Raw genomic sequence first — 16,246 nt, 5'->3', positions numbered from 1 at the left:
CTAATATACGGTACTTTTTTCGGGTTATACCAATTCCAATTCTTCTATATCTTGTGTCACATCAACTATTTTACCCGCAATTGCAGTAGCAACGGCGACAAGTGGGCTTGCTAAAATAGTTCGTGCTCCCTGGCCTTGTCTACCTTCAAAATTTCGATTGGAGGTGGAGACGCAGTATTCACCGGCTGGTATTTTATCTTCATTCATCCCCAAACAAGCGGAACATCCACTTTGTCTGATTTCAAATCCTGCAGCTTCAAATACATCCTGAATTCCTTCGGTCTTAATTTGTTCAGCTACTTGTTGAGAACCAGGAACAATTAGGGCATTGACATTCGCTGCCTTTTGTTTTCCTTTAATGTATTCTGCGGCTAAACGAAAATCTTCAATCCTAGAGTTCGTGCAGCTTCCAATGAAGACGTAATTAATAGGTTTACCTAGTAATTTTTCTCCTTTTTTAAAGCCCATATATTCCAATGATTTTTCAAAAGAAACATCATTTTTTTCTGGGATAGATTCTGTGATTTTCATTCCCATACCTGGGTTGGTACCGTAGGTCACCATCGGTTCTATGTCCGAAGCATCAAAATTGTATTCTTTGTCAAAGCGTGCATCAGGGTCCGTTGGAAGTGTTCTCCAATAGGCTACTTTTTTATCAAACTCTTCTCCTTTTGGTGCGAACTCGCGACCTTTTACATACTCATAGGTTGTATCATCCGGAGCAATCATTCCTCCACGAGCACCCATCTCAATACTCATATTACAAACCGTCATACGGCCTTCCATGCTCATGTTCTCAAATACATCCCCGGCGTATTCAACAAAATAACCAGTTCCTGAATTCGTGCCTAATTTGGCGATGATATAAAGGATTACATCCTTAGGAAGCACTCCTTTTTTAAGTTTTCCATTTACACTGATACGCATGCTTTTTGGTTTTGACATCAAAAGGCATTGGCTCGCAAACACCTGAGCCACTTGACTGGTACCAATACCAAAGGCAATAGTTCCAAAAGCACCGTGAGTGGAGGTGTGGCTATCACCACAAACCATGGTCATTCCAGGTTGTGTAATTCCTAATTCAGGGGCGATAACGTGAACGATTCCTTGATAAGGATGTCCAAGTCCATATAATGTAACATCGTGTTTTTCGCAATTATGAGAGAGCATTTCCACCTGTTTTTTGGACAACAAATCTTGTATTGGTAAATGCTGATCCTTTGTTGGCACGTTATGATCTGCTGTTGCAACAATCTGGTCCCTTCTGAAAAGAGGAATATTGCGTTGCTCTAACTCATCAAATGCCTGAGGACTAGTGACCTCGTGTATTAAATGTTTGTCGATATATAATATCTGTGGACCGTTATCCACTTGATGGACCACATGTTGATCCCAAACCTTATCGAATAATGTTTTTCCCATTACGTTCCCTAAGCTATTGCTTTAATATCAATTTTACTAATTTCAATGATCTGATGGATATCTTGATCAATGACTTCTTTTTTGGTATCTGCAAAGGTTAAAAATTCTTCGTAGACTTTATCTAACTGAAGCTTGGTTAATTCATAACCGACTTTTTTAGCTCTGTAGGCTAATGCGGCTCTACCACTTCTAGCAGTTAGCACAATTGATGATTCGGTAACACCTACATCTGCAGGGTCAATGATCTCATAAGTCTCTCTGTTTTTAATTACACCATCTTGATGGATTCCTGAACTGTGAGCAAAGGCATTAGCACCAACAATTGCTTTGTTAGGCTGTACCATCATTCCCATGCGTTCTGATACCATTTTACTGGTGTCGTATAAAAGTTTTGAATTAATTCCTGTATCTAGACCTAGATTTGGATGCTGTCTCATGATCATTACTACTTCCTCTAAAGAAGTGTTTCCTGCTCTCTCTCCAATACCATTGATGGTACATTCGATCTGACGGGCACCGTTAATCACACCCGCGATGGAATTTGCTGTGGCGAGTCCAAGGTCATTATGGCAATGACAAGACAAAATCGCTCTATCAATACCGGTAACATTTTCTTTTAAATATTTTATTTTCGCACCGTATTCTTCTGGCAGACAATACCCTGTAGTGTCAGGGATGTTTAAAACAGTTGCTCCTGCTTTTATCACTGCTTCACATACACGTGCTAAGAATTCGTTGTCTGTACGACCTGCATCCTCTGCGTAAAACTCAACATCTTCCACAAAACTTTTGGCGTATTTAACAGCAGCAACTGCACGCTGAATTATATCCTCTTGTGTGGTTTTAAATTTGTATTTAATGTGTGATTCAGAAGTACCGATACCCGTGTGAATACGTGGTCTAACAGCTCCTTTAATCGCCTCTGCAGCAACTTCAATGTCCTTGCGAACAGAACGTGTTAACCCGCAAACTGTGGCGTTTTTAACAACTTTTGAAATCTCAACCACTGACTTAAAATCACCCGGACTAGAAATCGGAAAACCGGCCTCTATCACATCGACTCCCAACTCATCAAGACGCTTGGCAATGATAAGCTTTTGTTCTGTGTTCAACTTACATCCAGGGACTTGTTCTCCGTCTCTTAATGTGGTGTCAAAGATTTGGACTTTTTCTTTACTCATCTTGATTTTTTAATGTAATTTCAGATTTTGAATTACGAATGTATATCTTGTTCCCGTAATTTATTGTTCCCTTAACCATTTCTTTACAATGTTTAAGGTAACTTTTATAGGGTAAATTATCTGATTATCAATTAATTGAATTTTTATTATTACAATGACAAGTCATCAAAAAGACACTTTATTTATACTCATTAAATCCTTGTCAAAGTCCGAAAAGAGACAATTTAAGTTATACGTAAATAGATTAGGGGTTAATGCGGATGCCAAATTTCTTGCACTGTTTAATTTATTAGATAAAATGCAAGATTATAAGGAGGGTGAGATTCTAAAAAGCGGCATCGTTAAGAAGCAGCAGTTATCCAATCTCAAGGCTCACCTTTACAAGCAAATTTTGGTGAGTTTGCGTCTTAACCCTGTGAATCAAAATATCCGATTGCAAATTCGTGAGCAACTTGATTTTGCTACCATTCTTTATCACAAAGGATTGTATAAACAAAGTTTAAAAATTTTAGATAAAGCCAAGGCTCAAGCCATAGCGTACCAAGAAAAAGTTGTGGCCTATGAAATTGTTGAATTGGAGAAAGTAATTGAGACCCAGTACATCACAAGAAGTATTAGTGGTAGGGCAGATGAACTTGCCGTTCAGGCCAAAGAATTGAGTTTGCAAAATGTATTGACTAGCAAACTTTCAAACCTGTCGCTTCAGTTGTATGGTATAATGCTGCGATTTGGTTACGTAAAGACCGATGAAGAATATCAGTGGGTTACTGATTATTATAAAAAACATATGCCTAAGTTTAAACTCTCTGATTTGGATTTTAGGGAAAAACTTTGGTTGTATAAGGCGCAGTTGTGGTATAGTTTTTTAACCCAAGATTTTTTATCCTGTTATAAATACGCATCCCGATGGGTGTCCCTCTTTTACGATAATGAAAGCATGATTTATCTAAATCCTGTATTCTATCTCAAAGGGGTCAATTACCTGCTGGACTCGATGTTTTACATCAAATATCGTTCTGAGTTTGAGGAATCATTGAATCGATTGCAACATACTCTAGACGATCCTAAATTTCCTCGAAATGATAATTTAGAAGTACTTTCCTTCTTTTGTATTAACGGCAATAAACTCAACCTTTATTTTATGAGCGGCGAATTTGAAGAGGCTCAGTATTTAGAAAAGGTGATTTTGGATGGCGTTAAGCGTTATGAGGACAAAATTGATGAACATCATGTCATGGTATTGTATTATAAATTAGCCTGTATGTATTTTGGTATGGGTGATAATAAAAAGTGTATTCAATACCTGAAGAAGATCATCAACAACAAACAACTTACCATGCGGGAAGATTTGATGTGTTTTTCTAGAGTCCTAAGTCTAGTGGCACATTATGAGGCAGGAATGGACTATCATTTAGAGGTTCAACTCAAAAGCACCTATAAGTTCCTGCTCAAGATGAATGATCTGCACGAAGTTCAGAAGGAAATGATTAAATTCTTAAGGAATCTTGGGGAGATTTATCCTCACGAGTTAAAAGATGAATTTAAAAAATTGCATACTCGGTTAAAGAAGTTTGAGGATCATCCTTATGAAAAAAGAGCCTTTTTATATCTGGACATCATATCATGGCTGGAGAGCAAAATCGAAAATCGTCCGGTTGGTGACATTATAAAAGAGAAGGCCAAAAAGTTAAACCGTTAGGGTGTCTACACAGCAAAATCACCTTAGGCAAGTTACCCAGCTAAATTTTGCAATCGTCTGCATTAGCACCTCTGGGGTATGGGGGCGCTATATAAGCCTTCCGCCAGAACAAATCATATTTTTCAGATCTTTTTTTGCCTTGTTTTTTGTGTACCTCGTTTGTTGATTTAACAATTACAGTTTGAAAATTGAAAAGGGAAGAGATACCTATACTGTTTTGTGGTGTGGGCTTTGTTTTGGAATTCACTGGGTTACCTATTTTTATGCCCTACATCTTTCTAGTGTAGCCATTGGAATGCTAGCCATTTACACCTATCCTGTTATCACTTCTTTTTTAGAGCCGATAGTGCTTAAGACTTCCTTTCAGAAATCCCATCTTATCTTGGGGATCTTAGTGATTACAGGAGTGTATTTTCTGGTCCCTGATATTGATTTTTCGAACCGGCAATTTATTGCTGTTTGTTTTGGTATGGTATCTGCTTTTTTTTATGCCATTCGAAACATTATGATAAAACCCAAGGTTGAGCAGTATAACGGCTCTGTTCTTATGATGTATCAATTGCTGGTCATTAGTGTATTACTAGCCCCACTATCGTATTTTACGGATTTTAAAATGGTTTATATTGCCCTGCCGGGAATTGTGTTTTTAGCTTTAATTACCACCACCGTTGGTCATACCTTGTTATTGAAAAGTTTCAAGTATTTCAGTGCTACCACCGTAAGTATTATGAGTAGTATCCAACCCATATACGGTATCCTTATGGGAATGTTGTTTTTGGGTGAATTTCCAGCCTGGCATACCATTATAGGAGGAGCCTTAATTCTAACCGCAGTAGCCATAGAAAATATAAGGGTATTCAGAGGTGTAAAACCGAAATCTACTTGAAATACCCAATCGCTTATCCGAAGGATTGCATGCTTACCAATTTATGGTATACTCCATTTTTGTCCATGAGTTCTTGATGTGATCCTTGTTCAACGATGACACCTTTTTGCATCACTGCTATAAGATCCGCATTTTGTATGGTCGAAAGACGGTGCGCAATGACTATAGAAGTTCTGTTTCTCATCATTTTTTCCAGGGCATCCTGAACAAGTTTTTCGCTCTCAGTGTCTAAAGCAGATGTAGCTTCATCTAGAATCATGATGGGAGGGTTTTTAAGAACTGCCCTGGCAATTGATAATCGCTGTTTTTGCCCGCCACTTAATTTACCACCGGAATCTCCGATGGAAGTTTGGAATCCGTGTGGTAATTCGTTGATGAATTCCAGGGCATTGGCAATCTTAGCGGCGTGTTCTATCTCTTCGGCAGTTGCATTTAATTTACCGATGCGAATGTTGTTTTCAATGGTGTCATTAAAGAGGATGGAGTCTTGGGTAACGATTCCCATTAGACCACGCAGACTCTTTAAAGAAAGTTCTTTTATGTTATTTCCATCGATTTCAATACTACCGTTATTAACGTCGTAAAAACGAGTGACCAAATTGGCGATGGTACTTTTTCCGCTTCCAGATTGTCCAACCAAGGCAACTGTTTTGCCTTTAGGGATGCTTAAATTGAAGTCCTTCAATACAAAGTCTTCTTCGTATTTAAAAGAAATGTGGTTCAAGACTATTTGATTTTCAAAATCATTCTTTTCAATGGCGTTTGGAGCATCCTTAATGTTGTTCTCTGTTTCCAGTACCTCCAGGACTCGTTCTGCTGCCGCATTTCCTTTTTTAACACCGTAAGAGGCTTTGCTGATCGCTTTTGCCGGGGTTAATATATTATAGGCAAGTCCCATATAAGCAATAAAGGATGAGGGATCCAAAGTTTCGGTTATAAGTACCATACGGCCTCCAAACCATAACAAAATACCGATGACTAATATCCCTAAAAATTCACTGGTAGGGGAGGCAAGATTCTGCCGATTCAACAGGCTGTTGGAGAAATTATAGAAGCGACCTGTAGATTTTTTAAAGTGAGTTATAAATCTGTTCTCTGCATTAAAGGCTTTGATAACTCGTAATCCACCAAGAGTTTCTTCAATGAGGGATAGAAAGTATCCCTGCTCTTTTTGAACATTGTCTGATTGTTTCTTTAATGATTTACCGATTCTAGAAATAAGCAATCCAGCTATGGGAATGAAAATAAACACGAATAGCGTTAGCTCCACGCTAATTCCAAACATAACTATAATAGTAAATACAATGGTAAGAGGTTCTCTTACAATTAGTTCTAATACGGATAAGAAAGAGTGCTGTATCTCCAAAACATCGGAGGTGATTCTCGCGATGACATCTCCTTTTCTTTTTTCTGTATAATAGGATACCGGAAGTTGTACAACTTTAGTATAAAGGCTGTTTCGAATGTCTTTTAATACACCATTTCTCAAAAAGGTGATAAAGTACATAGCCATATAATTGAAAATATTTTTGAGAAGGAACAAGGAGATTACAAGAGAGATCACAAGCACTAGGGCTTTCATTTTATCTTCTCCGGCATACTGGGTAATCCAATAATTTAAATAGTCAAAAATATAATCTTTGAAGTTGCCAATCTTATCCAGGACAGGTTTGTCCGTTACAGGTTTTGTTTGCCCGAATAAAACATTCAACATTGGAATAAGCGCTAAAAATGACAATGAACTAAATAAGGCGTAGAGTATATTAAAAAAGATGTTGAGAAAACCATAACTTTTATAAGGTGCCGCAAAGCGCAATATTTTTTTGAAGTAATTCATATAATCAGAGCAATTGAATTAATTAGCAATATCCTGTTGTTGAAATAAGACTGCAAATTTACATTTTATTATACAATAGCCCGTTGGTTAGAACGGGCTATTTGTAAAGTTTAAAAGTATAATAGATTCAAGCGCCCTAGTCTAATGGGAGCTCTTGAATGATACGATCAATTTTTTGATTCAATTCACCAACCGCTTTTTCGTATAGGGCTGCGTTATTAAGCTCTCCTTTGACACTGAAGTAAAACTTGATTTTAGGCTCTGTACCACTTGGTCTCGCCGCAATTTTGCTCCCGTCTTCGGTATAATAAATCAGCACATTGGATTTTGGAATATTCATAGTCTCTGTAGTGGAGCTTTCTATATTTAAGCGTGTGGAGTTCGCGTAATCTTCAATGCGAACCACCTTTGAGCCGTCAAGAGATTTTAATGGATTCTCTCTTAATTGGATCATCATTTTCTTGATTTGATCAGCACCACTGATTCCTTTTTTAGTCAGGGAAATTAGTTTTTCATGATACATTCCCATCTCCAAGTAGCAATCGATGAGGTCTTGGTAGAAGGAGCTGCCTTCAGATTTTGCGTTAGCGGCAATTTCACAGGCCAATAAGGCAGCTGTGATGGCATCCTTGTCCCGTACAAATTCTCCCACCATAAATCCGAAGCTTTCTTCACCACCTCCGATAAATTGTTCTTTTGGGAAATCTACAATCATTTTTGCAATCCATTTAAATCCTGTCAGCGCCTCTCTATAGGAAACCTTATAGGTGTCCGCGAGAACTTTCATCATTGGAGTGGAAACAATGGTAGAGGCAATAAATTGATTGCCATTTATTTTTCCTTCTTTTTTCCAGTTCTCCAAAAGAAAACGCGTCATCAGAATCATGGTTTGGTTCCCGTTGAGCAGAATCATCTCACCATCGTTGTCCCGAACAGCAATTCCAAGACGATCCCCATCCGGGTCGGTTCCAATTACCATGTCCGCGTTTAGCTCGTTGGCCGATTCTATAGCTATGGCTAATGCTTCAGGTTCTTCTGGATTTGGAGATTTTACAGTTGGAAAATCGCCATCTGGTTTGGCTTGGCTTTCTACAATGTGGACATTGTTATAACCAGCACGTTTTAAAACCTCGGGTAGAACAGTGATTGATGTCCCGTGTAAAGAGGTGAACACTACGGAAAAATCATCTTTATTCTTAGTGTCGAAACTCGCATTGGCTACACTTGCAGTAATGAAGGCTTCATCAATTTCTTTGTCTATGTATTCTATAAGAGTTTCATTACTATTAAAATTGATATCTTCAAAGGACAGCTTTTCAATTTCATCAATGATTTCGTGATCTTGAGGCGGAACGATTTGGCCACCATCTTGCCAATATACCTTATAACCGTTGTATTCTGGTGGATTATGTGAGGCGGTAAGAACAATTCCGCAATGACAGTTCAAGTGTTTTAAAGCAAAAGAAAGTTCAGGAGTGGGGCGTAGCTCAGAAAATAAATACACTTTGATCCCATTGGCGGAAAACACATCAGCAACCACCTTGGCTAAGGTATCACTATTGTGACGACAATCGTAAGCTATGGCTACCTTTAATGCTTGATCAGGGAACTGTTGCTTTAAATAGTTGCTAATGCCTTGGGTGTTTTTACCTAGGGTATATTTGTTGATTTTATTTGTTCCTGCTCCCATGGTACCGCGCATTCCACCGGTTCCAAATTCCAAATTCTTGTAAAAGCGCTCTCTTAATTCTTCAGGATCGTTGTCGATGAGCTGTTGAACTTCTTTTCTAGTCTGAGGATCAAAAGTGTCAGCCAACCAAGCTGATGCATTTTTGATTATTTCTTCTGTTTCCATTTACTGTACTTATATTTAAATTCCTTGGCGTTTGAAATACCCCGAGGGTTAAAAATTCGTAGTTTCTGCAATTTTGTATCGCTTTTCTTGTTTTTTGGATCTTAGGATGAGTTCTCCTAGAAATCCTGCAATAAATAATTGAGTACCAATTACCATGGCGATCAGGGATATGTAGAACTGGGGACGCAAGGCGATTAAACGGCCATAAGGATTGATAAATAATTTGTCAATTCCCAAATAGGCTGCAAATCCAAAACCTATGATAAACATTACCACTCCCCAAGCTCCGAATAGGTGCATGGGTTGTTTTCCAAATTTAGACACAAACCAAATGGTGATTAAATCTAAAAATCCATTGATAAAACGTTCCATCCCAAATTTAGTACTTCCGTATTTTCTCGCTTGGTGTTTGACCACCTGTTCTTCAATTTTTGTAAAACCGGCATTTTTGACTAAAACCGGAATGTATCGGTGCATTTCACCGTGGACATCGATAGATTTTACTACCTCCTTGCGATAAGCTTTTAAACCGCAGTTAAAATCATGTAAATAAACACCAGAGGTTTTTCGGGCTGCCCAATTAAATAACTTGGAAGGAAGGTTTTTAGCCAAAACTGAATCGTACCTCACTTTTTTCCATCCGGAAATAAGATCTAGGTTTTCGCTTTTAAGTCGCTGAATGAGTTGAGGAATTTCTTCTGGGTTGTCTTGAAGGTCTGCATCCATAGTAATGACGACATCACCTTTAGATTCAAGAAAACCAGCGTGTAGCGCCTGAGACTTTCCAAAGTTTTTTAGAAAACGTATGCCTTTAACGCTCGAGTTGTCGACAGATAGTGTCTGTATAATTTCCCAGGATTGATCACTGCTTCCATCGTCTATAAATATAATTTCATAAGAAAAACGATTGGCTTGCATGATTTTTGCAATCCAATCGTATAATTCTTTTAAAGACTCTTGTTCATTGAGTAGTGGTATTACTACTGATATATCCATGAAACTGAATTAACACTATAACTGTGATCAAAGATATAAATTAGAATTCATTTTTCGCTTTTTTTACGATAAGTCCTGTGATTAATGATATCACAAAGCCGATGAAAATATTAAAAATTAAAATAAAAGGATAAGTCACCCAGAAGAACTTTTGTTGCATCTCTATAGCTGTATCCATTTGTTCCTGGGTCATCTCGGGATTATTCTTCATCATTCCAGCTCTGCTTAGTTCAGCAATTTGTTCATGAAAATTAGGATCGATGAAATTTACGTAAATCATAGTATATACGACGGCGATCAACCCTCCAATCAATGCGGTTCCCACGCCTACTTTTAAGGCTTCGGAAACTGATATATAACTATCATTTAATTTCTTAAACTGGATGATTGCCAATAGGATGATACCAAAAAGGATAACAATGGAGATGATGTTTTTCGCCATCCCTTGGTCGTATTGCATATCCATAAAGTGGAGCATTAAACTAAACACTACGGTAACCGCTCCAAGCAATAATCCGTATCTTAAGGCAAACTGCCCGGTTGTAGGTTGTGTACTTTCCATTTCTTATAGTTGATTTTGTTTCTATAAAGTTAGTATCAAATCGTGTATATTTGTTACACAAAAGTAGAAATTTATGTAGTGACATAAATTTTGGATCAAAAGTGTTGGGGATTCAAAATAATTATATAAATTTGCAGCTCGAAAAATCGAACTGAATAAGATAGTTAAAAATATATAAGGCGATGAAAAAAGGTATACATCCAGAAAATTATAGATTAGTAGCATTTAAGGATATGTCCAATGATGATGTTTTTCTTACAAAGTCTACTGCAGATACTAAAGAGACTATTGAAGTAGACGGTGTCGAATATCCTGTTGTTAAACTGGAGATTTCAAGATCATCGCACCCTTATTACACCGGAAAATCTAAACTTGTGGATACTGCTGGTCGTATTGATAAATTCAAAAACAAATACGCCAAGTTCAAAAAATAATAAATTTTTATATTTATTTTAAAACCTCTGACATAATAATTTCAGAGGTTTTTTGTTTTTAGATGGAAAAGATTACCGCTTGACCGTAAAACAATTTTTTGGTCGGATTTCTTTTTCAGTATCGATACTTTAATTTTAATTTTACCTCAAAAAACCAATCATGAACTATATTCTTTTTGACGGTCCATCACGAAATGCACTACTGCCGTTTACCTTTACGCGCCCTGTAGCTGAAATTCGTATTGGGATCCTAACAATTAGAGAGAAATGGGAGAAATTCCTGGGAAACACCACCACAACAATTACAGAAGACTATTTATCGGGTCGTTATCCGATGGTTGAAATGGAAGAGAATGTTCTTATCAACGCTTCTTATTTACCAAATATTGAACTGGTACAGATTATTAAAGGGCTTGAGCACAATCAAGCAGTCTTTCACGGAGAAGAAGTAATTGCATTTCACACTACTGATGCTCAAGAAGACATAGACTTTGATGCATATCAGGCTGTTGAGTACCATGGAGAGTGTGTTCAGATACAGCAAACTTGGGATATCTTTTCCAAAAATGGCCTTGCTTTACAAGCTGATTTTGATTTGTTGACTCACGGTCGAAAAAGTCAACCTATACCTAGTAATAATAGAGTAATCGATCCTGAAAATATTTTTATTGAAGAGGGTGCAGTAGTAGAGTGTGCTACCTTAAACGCATCACCCGGGCCTATTTATTTAGCAAAGGATAGTTTGGTTATGGAAGGCAGTATGATTCGAGGAGGTTTTTTCTTAGGGGAGAGTTCGGTTGCTAAAATGGGAACTAGAATTTACGGACCTACCACTATAGGGCCTGGATGTAAAGTGGGTGGAGAAATCACCAACACTGTAATCTTCGGAAATTCTAATAAGGGCCATGAAGGCTATCTCGGTAATTCAGTGCTTGGAGAATGGTGTAACATAGGGGCTGACACCAATAGTTCCAATCTTAAAAATGATTATTCTACAGTAAAGCTTTGGAGTTATGAAACAGAAAGTTTTGCCAAAACACAATTACAGTTTTGCGGACTTATGATGGGTGACCACAGTAAGTGTGGTATCAATACGATGTTTAACACGGGAACCGTTGTAGGGGTAAGCTCTAACATCTACGGATGTGGCTATCCGCGTAACTTTATTCCGAGCTTTAGCTGGGGTGGTGCTGCAGGTTTTACAACATACAAGCCGGAAAAAGCATTTCAGACCGCCAAAGCAATGATGGAACGACGAGGTATTTGTTTTACCTCAGAGGATGAGAAAATTTTGAACCATATCTTTGATGAGTCTGCCAAGTGGCGTAAAAATTAATACGCCGTTGCCATTGATGCTGTTATAGGTTTAAGCCACTGAAATCTCAGTATATTCTTTTATTACTCTAAATTAGTTGGTATATTTGTGCGCTTTTTTAAAAAGGCATAATTAACTGTTTTTCAAGGTTTAAATTTATTCAAATGGAAGCTAAAAAGGTGGCATTTTATACCTTAGGGTGTAAACTTAATTTTTCGGAGACTTCAACTATTGCTCGCGGGTTTACCGATGAAGGGTTTGATAGAGTTGATTTCTCACAAAAAGCAGATATATATGTGATCAACACCTGTTCAGTTACCGAGAATGCGGATAAGAAGTTTAAAACTATAGTCAAGCAGGCGCAAAAGATCAATCCTGAGGCTTTTGTTGCAGCCATTGGTTGCTATGCTCAGTTAAAACCGGAGGAGTTAGCTGATGTTGATGGTGTGGATTTGGTTTTGGGAGCCACCGAGAAGTTTAAAATTAAAGATTATATCAACGACCTTTCTAAAAATGATTTTGGAGAAGTTCACAGTTGTGAAATTGAAGAGGCCGATTTTTATGTGGGGAGCTATTCAATAGGGGATAGAACTCGTGCCTTTTTGAAAGTTCAGGATGGCTGTGATTATAAATGTACCTACTGTACAATTCCATTAGCACGAGGAATTTCCAGGAGTGACAGTTTGGATAATGTCCTTCAGAATGCTGAAGAGATTTCCAAGCAAGGTATTAAAGAAATTGTACTCACCGGGGTTAATATTGGAGATTACGGAAAAGGGGAATTTGGAAATAAAAAACATGAACACACCTTTTTTGAACTCGTTAAAGCCTTGGATGAGGTACCGGGAATTGAGCGATTGAGAATATCATCAATCGAGCCAAACCTTCTGAAAAATGAAACCATTGATTTTGTGGCTTCAAGTAGAACTTTCGTACCGCATTTTCACATACCACTACAGAGTGGGAGCAATGAGATCTTAGCCAAGATGAAGCGTCGCTACAAAAGAGAGCTTTATGTGGATAGGGTTGCAAAAATTAAAACAGTGATGCCTGATGCTTGTATAGGAGTAGATGTGATCGTAGGATTCCCGGGAGAGACTGATGAGCACTTCTTAGAAACCTATCACTTCTTAAACAACCTTGACATCTCTTATCTGCACGTATTTACCTATTCTGAGCGTGATAATACGGAAGCAGTGGATATGGAGGGTGTCGTGCCTCAAAAAGTGCGTAATAAGCGTAGTAAGATGCTTAGAGGGCTTTCAGTTAAAAAGCGTCGTGCCTTTTATGAAAGTCAAGTAGGGTCAGAACAAACCGTTTTATTCGAAGGGGAAAACAAACAAGGATATATTCACGGGTTTACTCAAAACTACGTCAAGGTAAAGTTGCCTTGGAATCCAGAATTGGTCAACACTCTTCACAGGGTAAAACTTACCGGTATTGCTGAGGATGGTATCCTAAATATTGAATTCTTAGAAGAGGTTAGGGCTGTAGTATAAGAACAAACAAAAACATCGCCGTAAAAGACGATGTAGATGCCAAATTTGCGTTTTAAACGGATGTACTTAAAAGCGGTTTTAGTGCTGTTGTAGCATATCTTGTTCGAATACCAGCTCCCAATGATCCTTTATTTTTGTGTAAAATGCTGTTGCATAGATGTTTTGTGGCTCTTTGTTTGTTATTTTCAGCTTTTTCAGAAAGGTCATTATAGCCGTATTATTGTCGGCCTTAACGATTCTGAAATCTTCAGCTGAAACCGTTTCTATTTTTGTTTTTGGACTTGTAATTCGCTGTTGAATAAAGTCGGTTTTTGCAAACTGCTGTCCATAAGGGGTGATGATGTTAAAGTTTTTTGAGAGCAAGGTGTTTGCGACATCACTGTCGCCATGTTCAATTTCTTTAAGTAAACTTGCTTGAAGTTTTGATAATTCTTTTAATATGGGTTTTTCATTGATATATTTAGAGAGTCCAGCTGTGGTAACAGGACCAAAATGGGTCGGGTAAATGTTTGTTACGTTATTCGCCTTAGCTATTTTCTCAATCACTTCTAGTACCTGGTCTGCTACCGTGGTATTCTCATGATAGAAATGTTCTCTGACATGATGATCATCGGGCACCAAGCTTGCTCCATCAAGTGCAAAGGTACCGATAAAGGCATCCCCAATAAAGAATTGATTTCCAATTAAGACCGTTAAGCCGCCCGGAGTGTGGCCTCCTTTTAATGGAATAATTTTACCATCAATGCCAAATTTCTTTAGATCGACTTCAGTTGTGCCTACTAGAATATCTGGTGTAAATGCAGGATAATCCATATCCATATTTGGTCGTAATCGCGTTCCCCAAATACTTACATCTTTACTTTTAGCAAGCTCAGTTTTACCGCTTGTGAATTTTTCAAAATCGAATTGGCTACCAACAATGGGGATGTCAAATGTTTCTTGCAGGTAGTGTGCGTTTCCGGCATGATCACCGTGGCCATGGGTAACTATGGCTAATGCAATATGCTCTGTTTTAAAACCTAAATCCTCAATAGATTGTGCTAAGGAGTCGGCATAACCTTCTACTGGAACTCCGGTTTCTATTAGAACCAATTTGTTGTTGTTTTCTACTAAGTACACCTCCGAAAAGTAATTCTGGATATGGAATACGCGGGTAGAGGATTGTGCCTTTACAGGGTATGCATACGAATTAAGCACTAATAAAAGCAGTATTAAAATGCGGTAATGTAATCCAGCTGTTTTTGTTTTGATTGTTCTCATTTTTCAATATTTTTCAATTAATTCATCATTATTGACACTGCAAAGTTGCGGATGAATTGAATAAAGAAAAATGAACTAGCTTAGGAAAAATACTTGAACTATTTCAACTTTTGGAAGTTCGCTTATTGCGAATTTTACTTAAGTATTCAGTGCTGAATCCAAGGTAAGAAGCCAGCATATATTGAGGAACTCTGTTGGCTATTGCCGCATATTTTTGCATGTACTCTTGGTAGCGTTCTTCAGCGGTCTGAGTGAAATTGGATAATAATCTCTTTTGCTGAAAGGCCAATGAACGTTGGGTGATGATACGTTCAAATTTCTCTAATTTGGGGATCTCTTTTAAGAAAGTTTGTTCGTCGTCGTATTCAATTTGTACCAGGACAGCATCTTCTAAGGCCTCTACAAAAAGTGTCGCTGGTTCTTGATAAATCAAACTACTGTAATCAGAGACCCACCAATCCTCTACAGCGAAAGCTAGAGTGTGCTCTTTGCCCTTATGATCCACTAGGTAGGTTCGGAAAGCCCCCTTTAATACATAACTCTTGTGTTTGCATATAAATCCGGGTTGTACTATAAACTGTCTTCGTTTAACTCTTTTAATTTTTAAAAAAGTTCGAAAGAGGGCAGTCTCTTCGTCTGTAAGTTGAACATACCTTGAAACATAATCTATTATGGGAGCGAATGTATCCATTGGTTAAAGATAGTCTAAAAGGGTAAGAAAGTCTTCGATCTCAATGTGTTTTAAAACCGAGTAATAGACTTGGGCTTGATTAAATGAATGGCAGCTGGGTATCTAAAATTAAAAAGGCTGTTTTTAAATAAACAGCCTTTTTAATTTTAGATTCTGATCCCGACTGGGAGCAGACACTTAAATTCTTTGTGTTTTCTAAGAAAACCGGCAATTTGGGGGCTAGTGGGTACTACACTTAGGTTTCTCTCTTCAATACTTTTAAGTACAGTTCTAATGAATTCATCTTTGAATTCAGGGTCGGTAACCTCCTCTGGGATTACCAGTTTGGTTAAAAAAACTTTACGCTCTTGTGACGCATACTCGATTTTAGCTAATTTTCCAGCAATCTTCGTTTCGTACTGACGCAAGAACTCATTGTTGTTAATTACTACTTCATTCATTATTGTGAATTTTACTTTTTTGTCAAATTTTGTCAACCTTAACACACATTCTTCACATCTTTTTAATTCGTGTTTAGAAACGGCTCTTAGTGAGTTAATTTAATAAGGTCGTTTTGCGTTATTGATGAAGAAATACATAACTTTAGCACAGCAAAGATACTATAAAAAT

14 protein-coding genes are annotated in these 16,246 nt (G+C 37.7%); 5 read left to right on the top strand and 9 right to left on the bottom strand.

The window, feature by feature from the left end; all coding sequences use genetic code 11:
* Positions 1-24 precede the first annotated feature (24 nt).
* A complete protein-coding gene (leuC, locus tag ACN0TV_RS05270; protein ID WP_417360821.1) occupies positions 25-1,422 on the bottom strand; it encodes a 3-isopropylmalate dehydratase large subunit in 1,398 nt (465 codons plus the stop codon).
* An 8-nt stretch (positions 1,423-1,430) separates the two neighbouring features.
* Complete coding sequence (locus tag ACN0TV_RS05265; RefSeq protein ID WP_417360819.1) at positions 1,431-2,603, bottom strand: 2-isopropylmalate synthase; 1,173 nt, start codon at positions 2,601-2,603, stop codon at positions 1,431-1,433.
* 154 nt (positions 2,604-2,757) lie between these two features.
* On the opposite strand from ACN0TV_RS05265, the gene ACN0TV_RS05260 reads away from it, so the two are divergent.
* Both ACN0TV_RS05260 and ACN0TV_RS05255 read left to right on the top strand, forming a co-directional pair.
* On the top strand, positions 2,758-4,302 hold the full coding sequence (locus ACN0TV_RS05260; RefSeq protein ID WP_417360817.1) for a hypothetical protein: 1,545 nt from the start codon (positions 2,758-2,760) through the stop codon (positions 4,300-4,302).
* A gap of 181 nt (positions 4,303-4,483) precedes the next feature.
* Positions 4,484-5,188 (top strand): DMT family transporter, encoded by a 705-nt coding sequence (locus ACN0TV_RS05255; protein WP_417360815.1) that lies wholly within the window; start codon positions 4,484-4,486, stop codon positions 5,186-5,188.
* Positions 5,189-5,201: 13 nt separating this feature from the next.
* Here the strand turns inward: ACN0TV_RS05255 and ACN0TV_RS05250 are convergent, their stop codons facing one another.
* The 4 genes from ACN0TV_RS05250 to ACN0TV_RS05235 form a co-directional block, all read right to left on the bottom strand.
* Positions 5,202-7,025 carry an ABC transporter ATP-binding protein gene (locus tag ACN0TV_RS05250; RefSeq protein ID WP_417360813.1) on the bottom strand — a complete coding sequence of 608 codons (1,824 nt, stop codon included), beginning with the start codon at positions 7,023-7,025 and terminating at the stop codon, positions 5,202-5,204.
* Positions 7,026-7,161: 136 nt separating this feature from the next.
* Positions 7,162-8,880, bottom strand: a complete 1,719-nt coding sequence (locus ACN0TV_RS05245; protein WP_417360811.1) for a phospho-sugar mutase — start codon at positions 8,878-8,880, stop codon at positions 7,162-7,164.
* A 48-nt stretch (positions 8,881-8,928) separates the two neighbouring features.
* Positions 8,929-9,876 (bottom strand): glycosyltransferase family 2 protein, encoded by a 948-nt coding sequence (locus ACN0TV_RS05240; RefSeq protein ID WP_417360809.1) that lies wholly within the window; start codon positions 9,874-9,876, stop codon positions 8,929-8,931.
* A 40-nt stretch (positions 9,877-9,916) separates the two neighbouring features.
* Entirely contained in the window at positions 9,917-10,438 is a 522-nt protein-coding gene (locus tag ACN0TV_RS05235; protein ID WP_417360807.1) for a DUF4199 domain-containing protein, read from the bottom strand.
* A 182-nt stretch (positions 10,439-10,620) separates the two neighbouring features.
* Here ACN0TV_RS05235 and ACN0TV_RS05230 point away from each other — a divergent pair, with 182 nt between their 5' ends.
* The 3 genes from ACN0TV_RS05230 (at position 10,621) to mtaB (ending at position 13,686) form a co-directional block, all read left to right on the top strand.
* Complete coding sequence (locus ACN0TV_RS05230) at positions 10,621-10,872, top strand: type B 50S ribosomal protein L31 (RefSeq protein ID WP_324301950.1); 252 nt, start codon at positions 10,621-10,623, stop codon at positions 10,870-10,872.
* A 160-nt stretch (positions 10,873-11,032) separates the two neighbouring features.
* Positions 11,033-12,208: a GlmU family protein gene (locus tag ACN0TV_RS05225; protein WP_417360805.1), complete on the top strand. Its 1,176-nt coding sequence runs from the start codon at positions 11,033-11,035 to the stop codon at positions 12,206-12,208.
* Between the two features lie 143 nt (positions 12,209-12,351).
* The gene (mtaB, locus tag ACN0TV_RS05220; protein WP_417360803.1) at positions 12,352-13,686 is read left to right on the top strand and encodes a tRNA (N(6)-L-threonylcarbamoyladenosine(37)-C(2))-methylthiotransferase MtaB; all 1,335 of its coding nucleotides are present in this window, start codon (positions 12,352-12,354) and stop codon (positions 13,684-13,686) included.
* A 78-nt stretch (positions 13,687-13,764) separates the two neighbouring features.
* Here the strand turns inward: mtaB and ACN0TV_RS05215 are convergent, their stop codons facing one another.
* The 3 genes from ACN0TV_RS05215 to ACN0TV_RS05205 all read right to left on the bottom strand — a co-directional run bounded on the left by ACN0TV_RS05215 (position 13,765) and on the right by ACN0TV_RS05205 (position 16,077).
* Entirely contained in the window at positions 13,765-14,946 is a 1,182-nt protein-coding gene (locus ACN0TV_RS05215) for an MBL fold metallo-hydrolase (protein ID WP_417360801.1), read from the bottom strand.
* Between the two features lie 103 nt (positions 14,947-15,049).
* Positions 15,050-15,637 (bottom strand): Crp/Fnr family transcriptional regulator, encoded by a 588-nt coding sequence (locus ACN0TV_RS05210; RefSeq protein ID WP_417360799.1) that lies wholly within the window; start codon positions 15,635-15,637, stop codon positions 15,050-15,052.
* Positions 15,638-15,783: 146 nt separating this feature from the next.
* Positions 15,784-16,077 carry a GNAT family N-acetyltransferase gene (locus ACN0TV_RS05205; RefSeq protein ID WP_417360797.1) on the bottom strand — a complete coding sequence of 98 codons (294 nt, stop codon included), beginning with the start codon at positions 16,075-16,077 and terminating at the stop codon, positions 15,784-15,786.
* Positions 16,078-16,246: the final 169 nt, after the last annotated feature.

Source organism: Galbibacter sp. (assembly GCF_048266365.1).
GTDB lineage: Bacteria > Bacteroidota > Bacteroidia > Flavobacteriales > Flavobacteriaceae > Galbibacter.
Note: the sequence above shows the minus strand (reverse complement) of the source record. Positions and strands in the feature narration are given on the sequence as shown.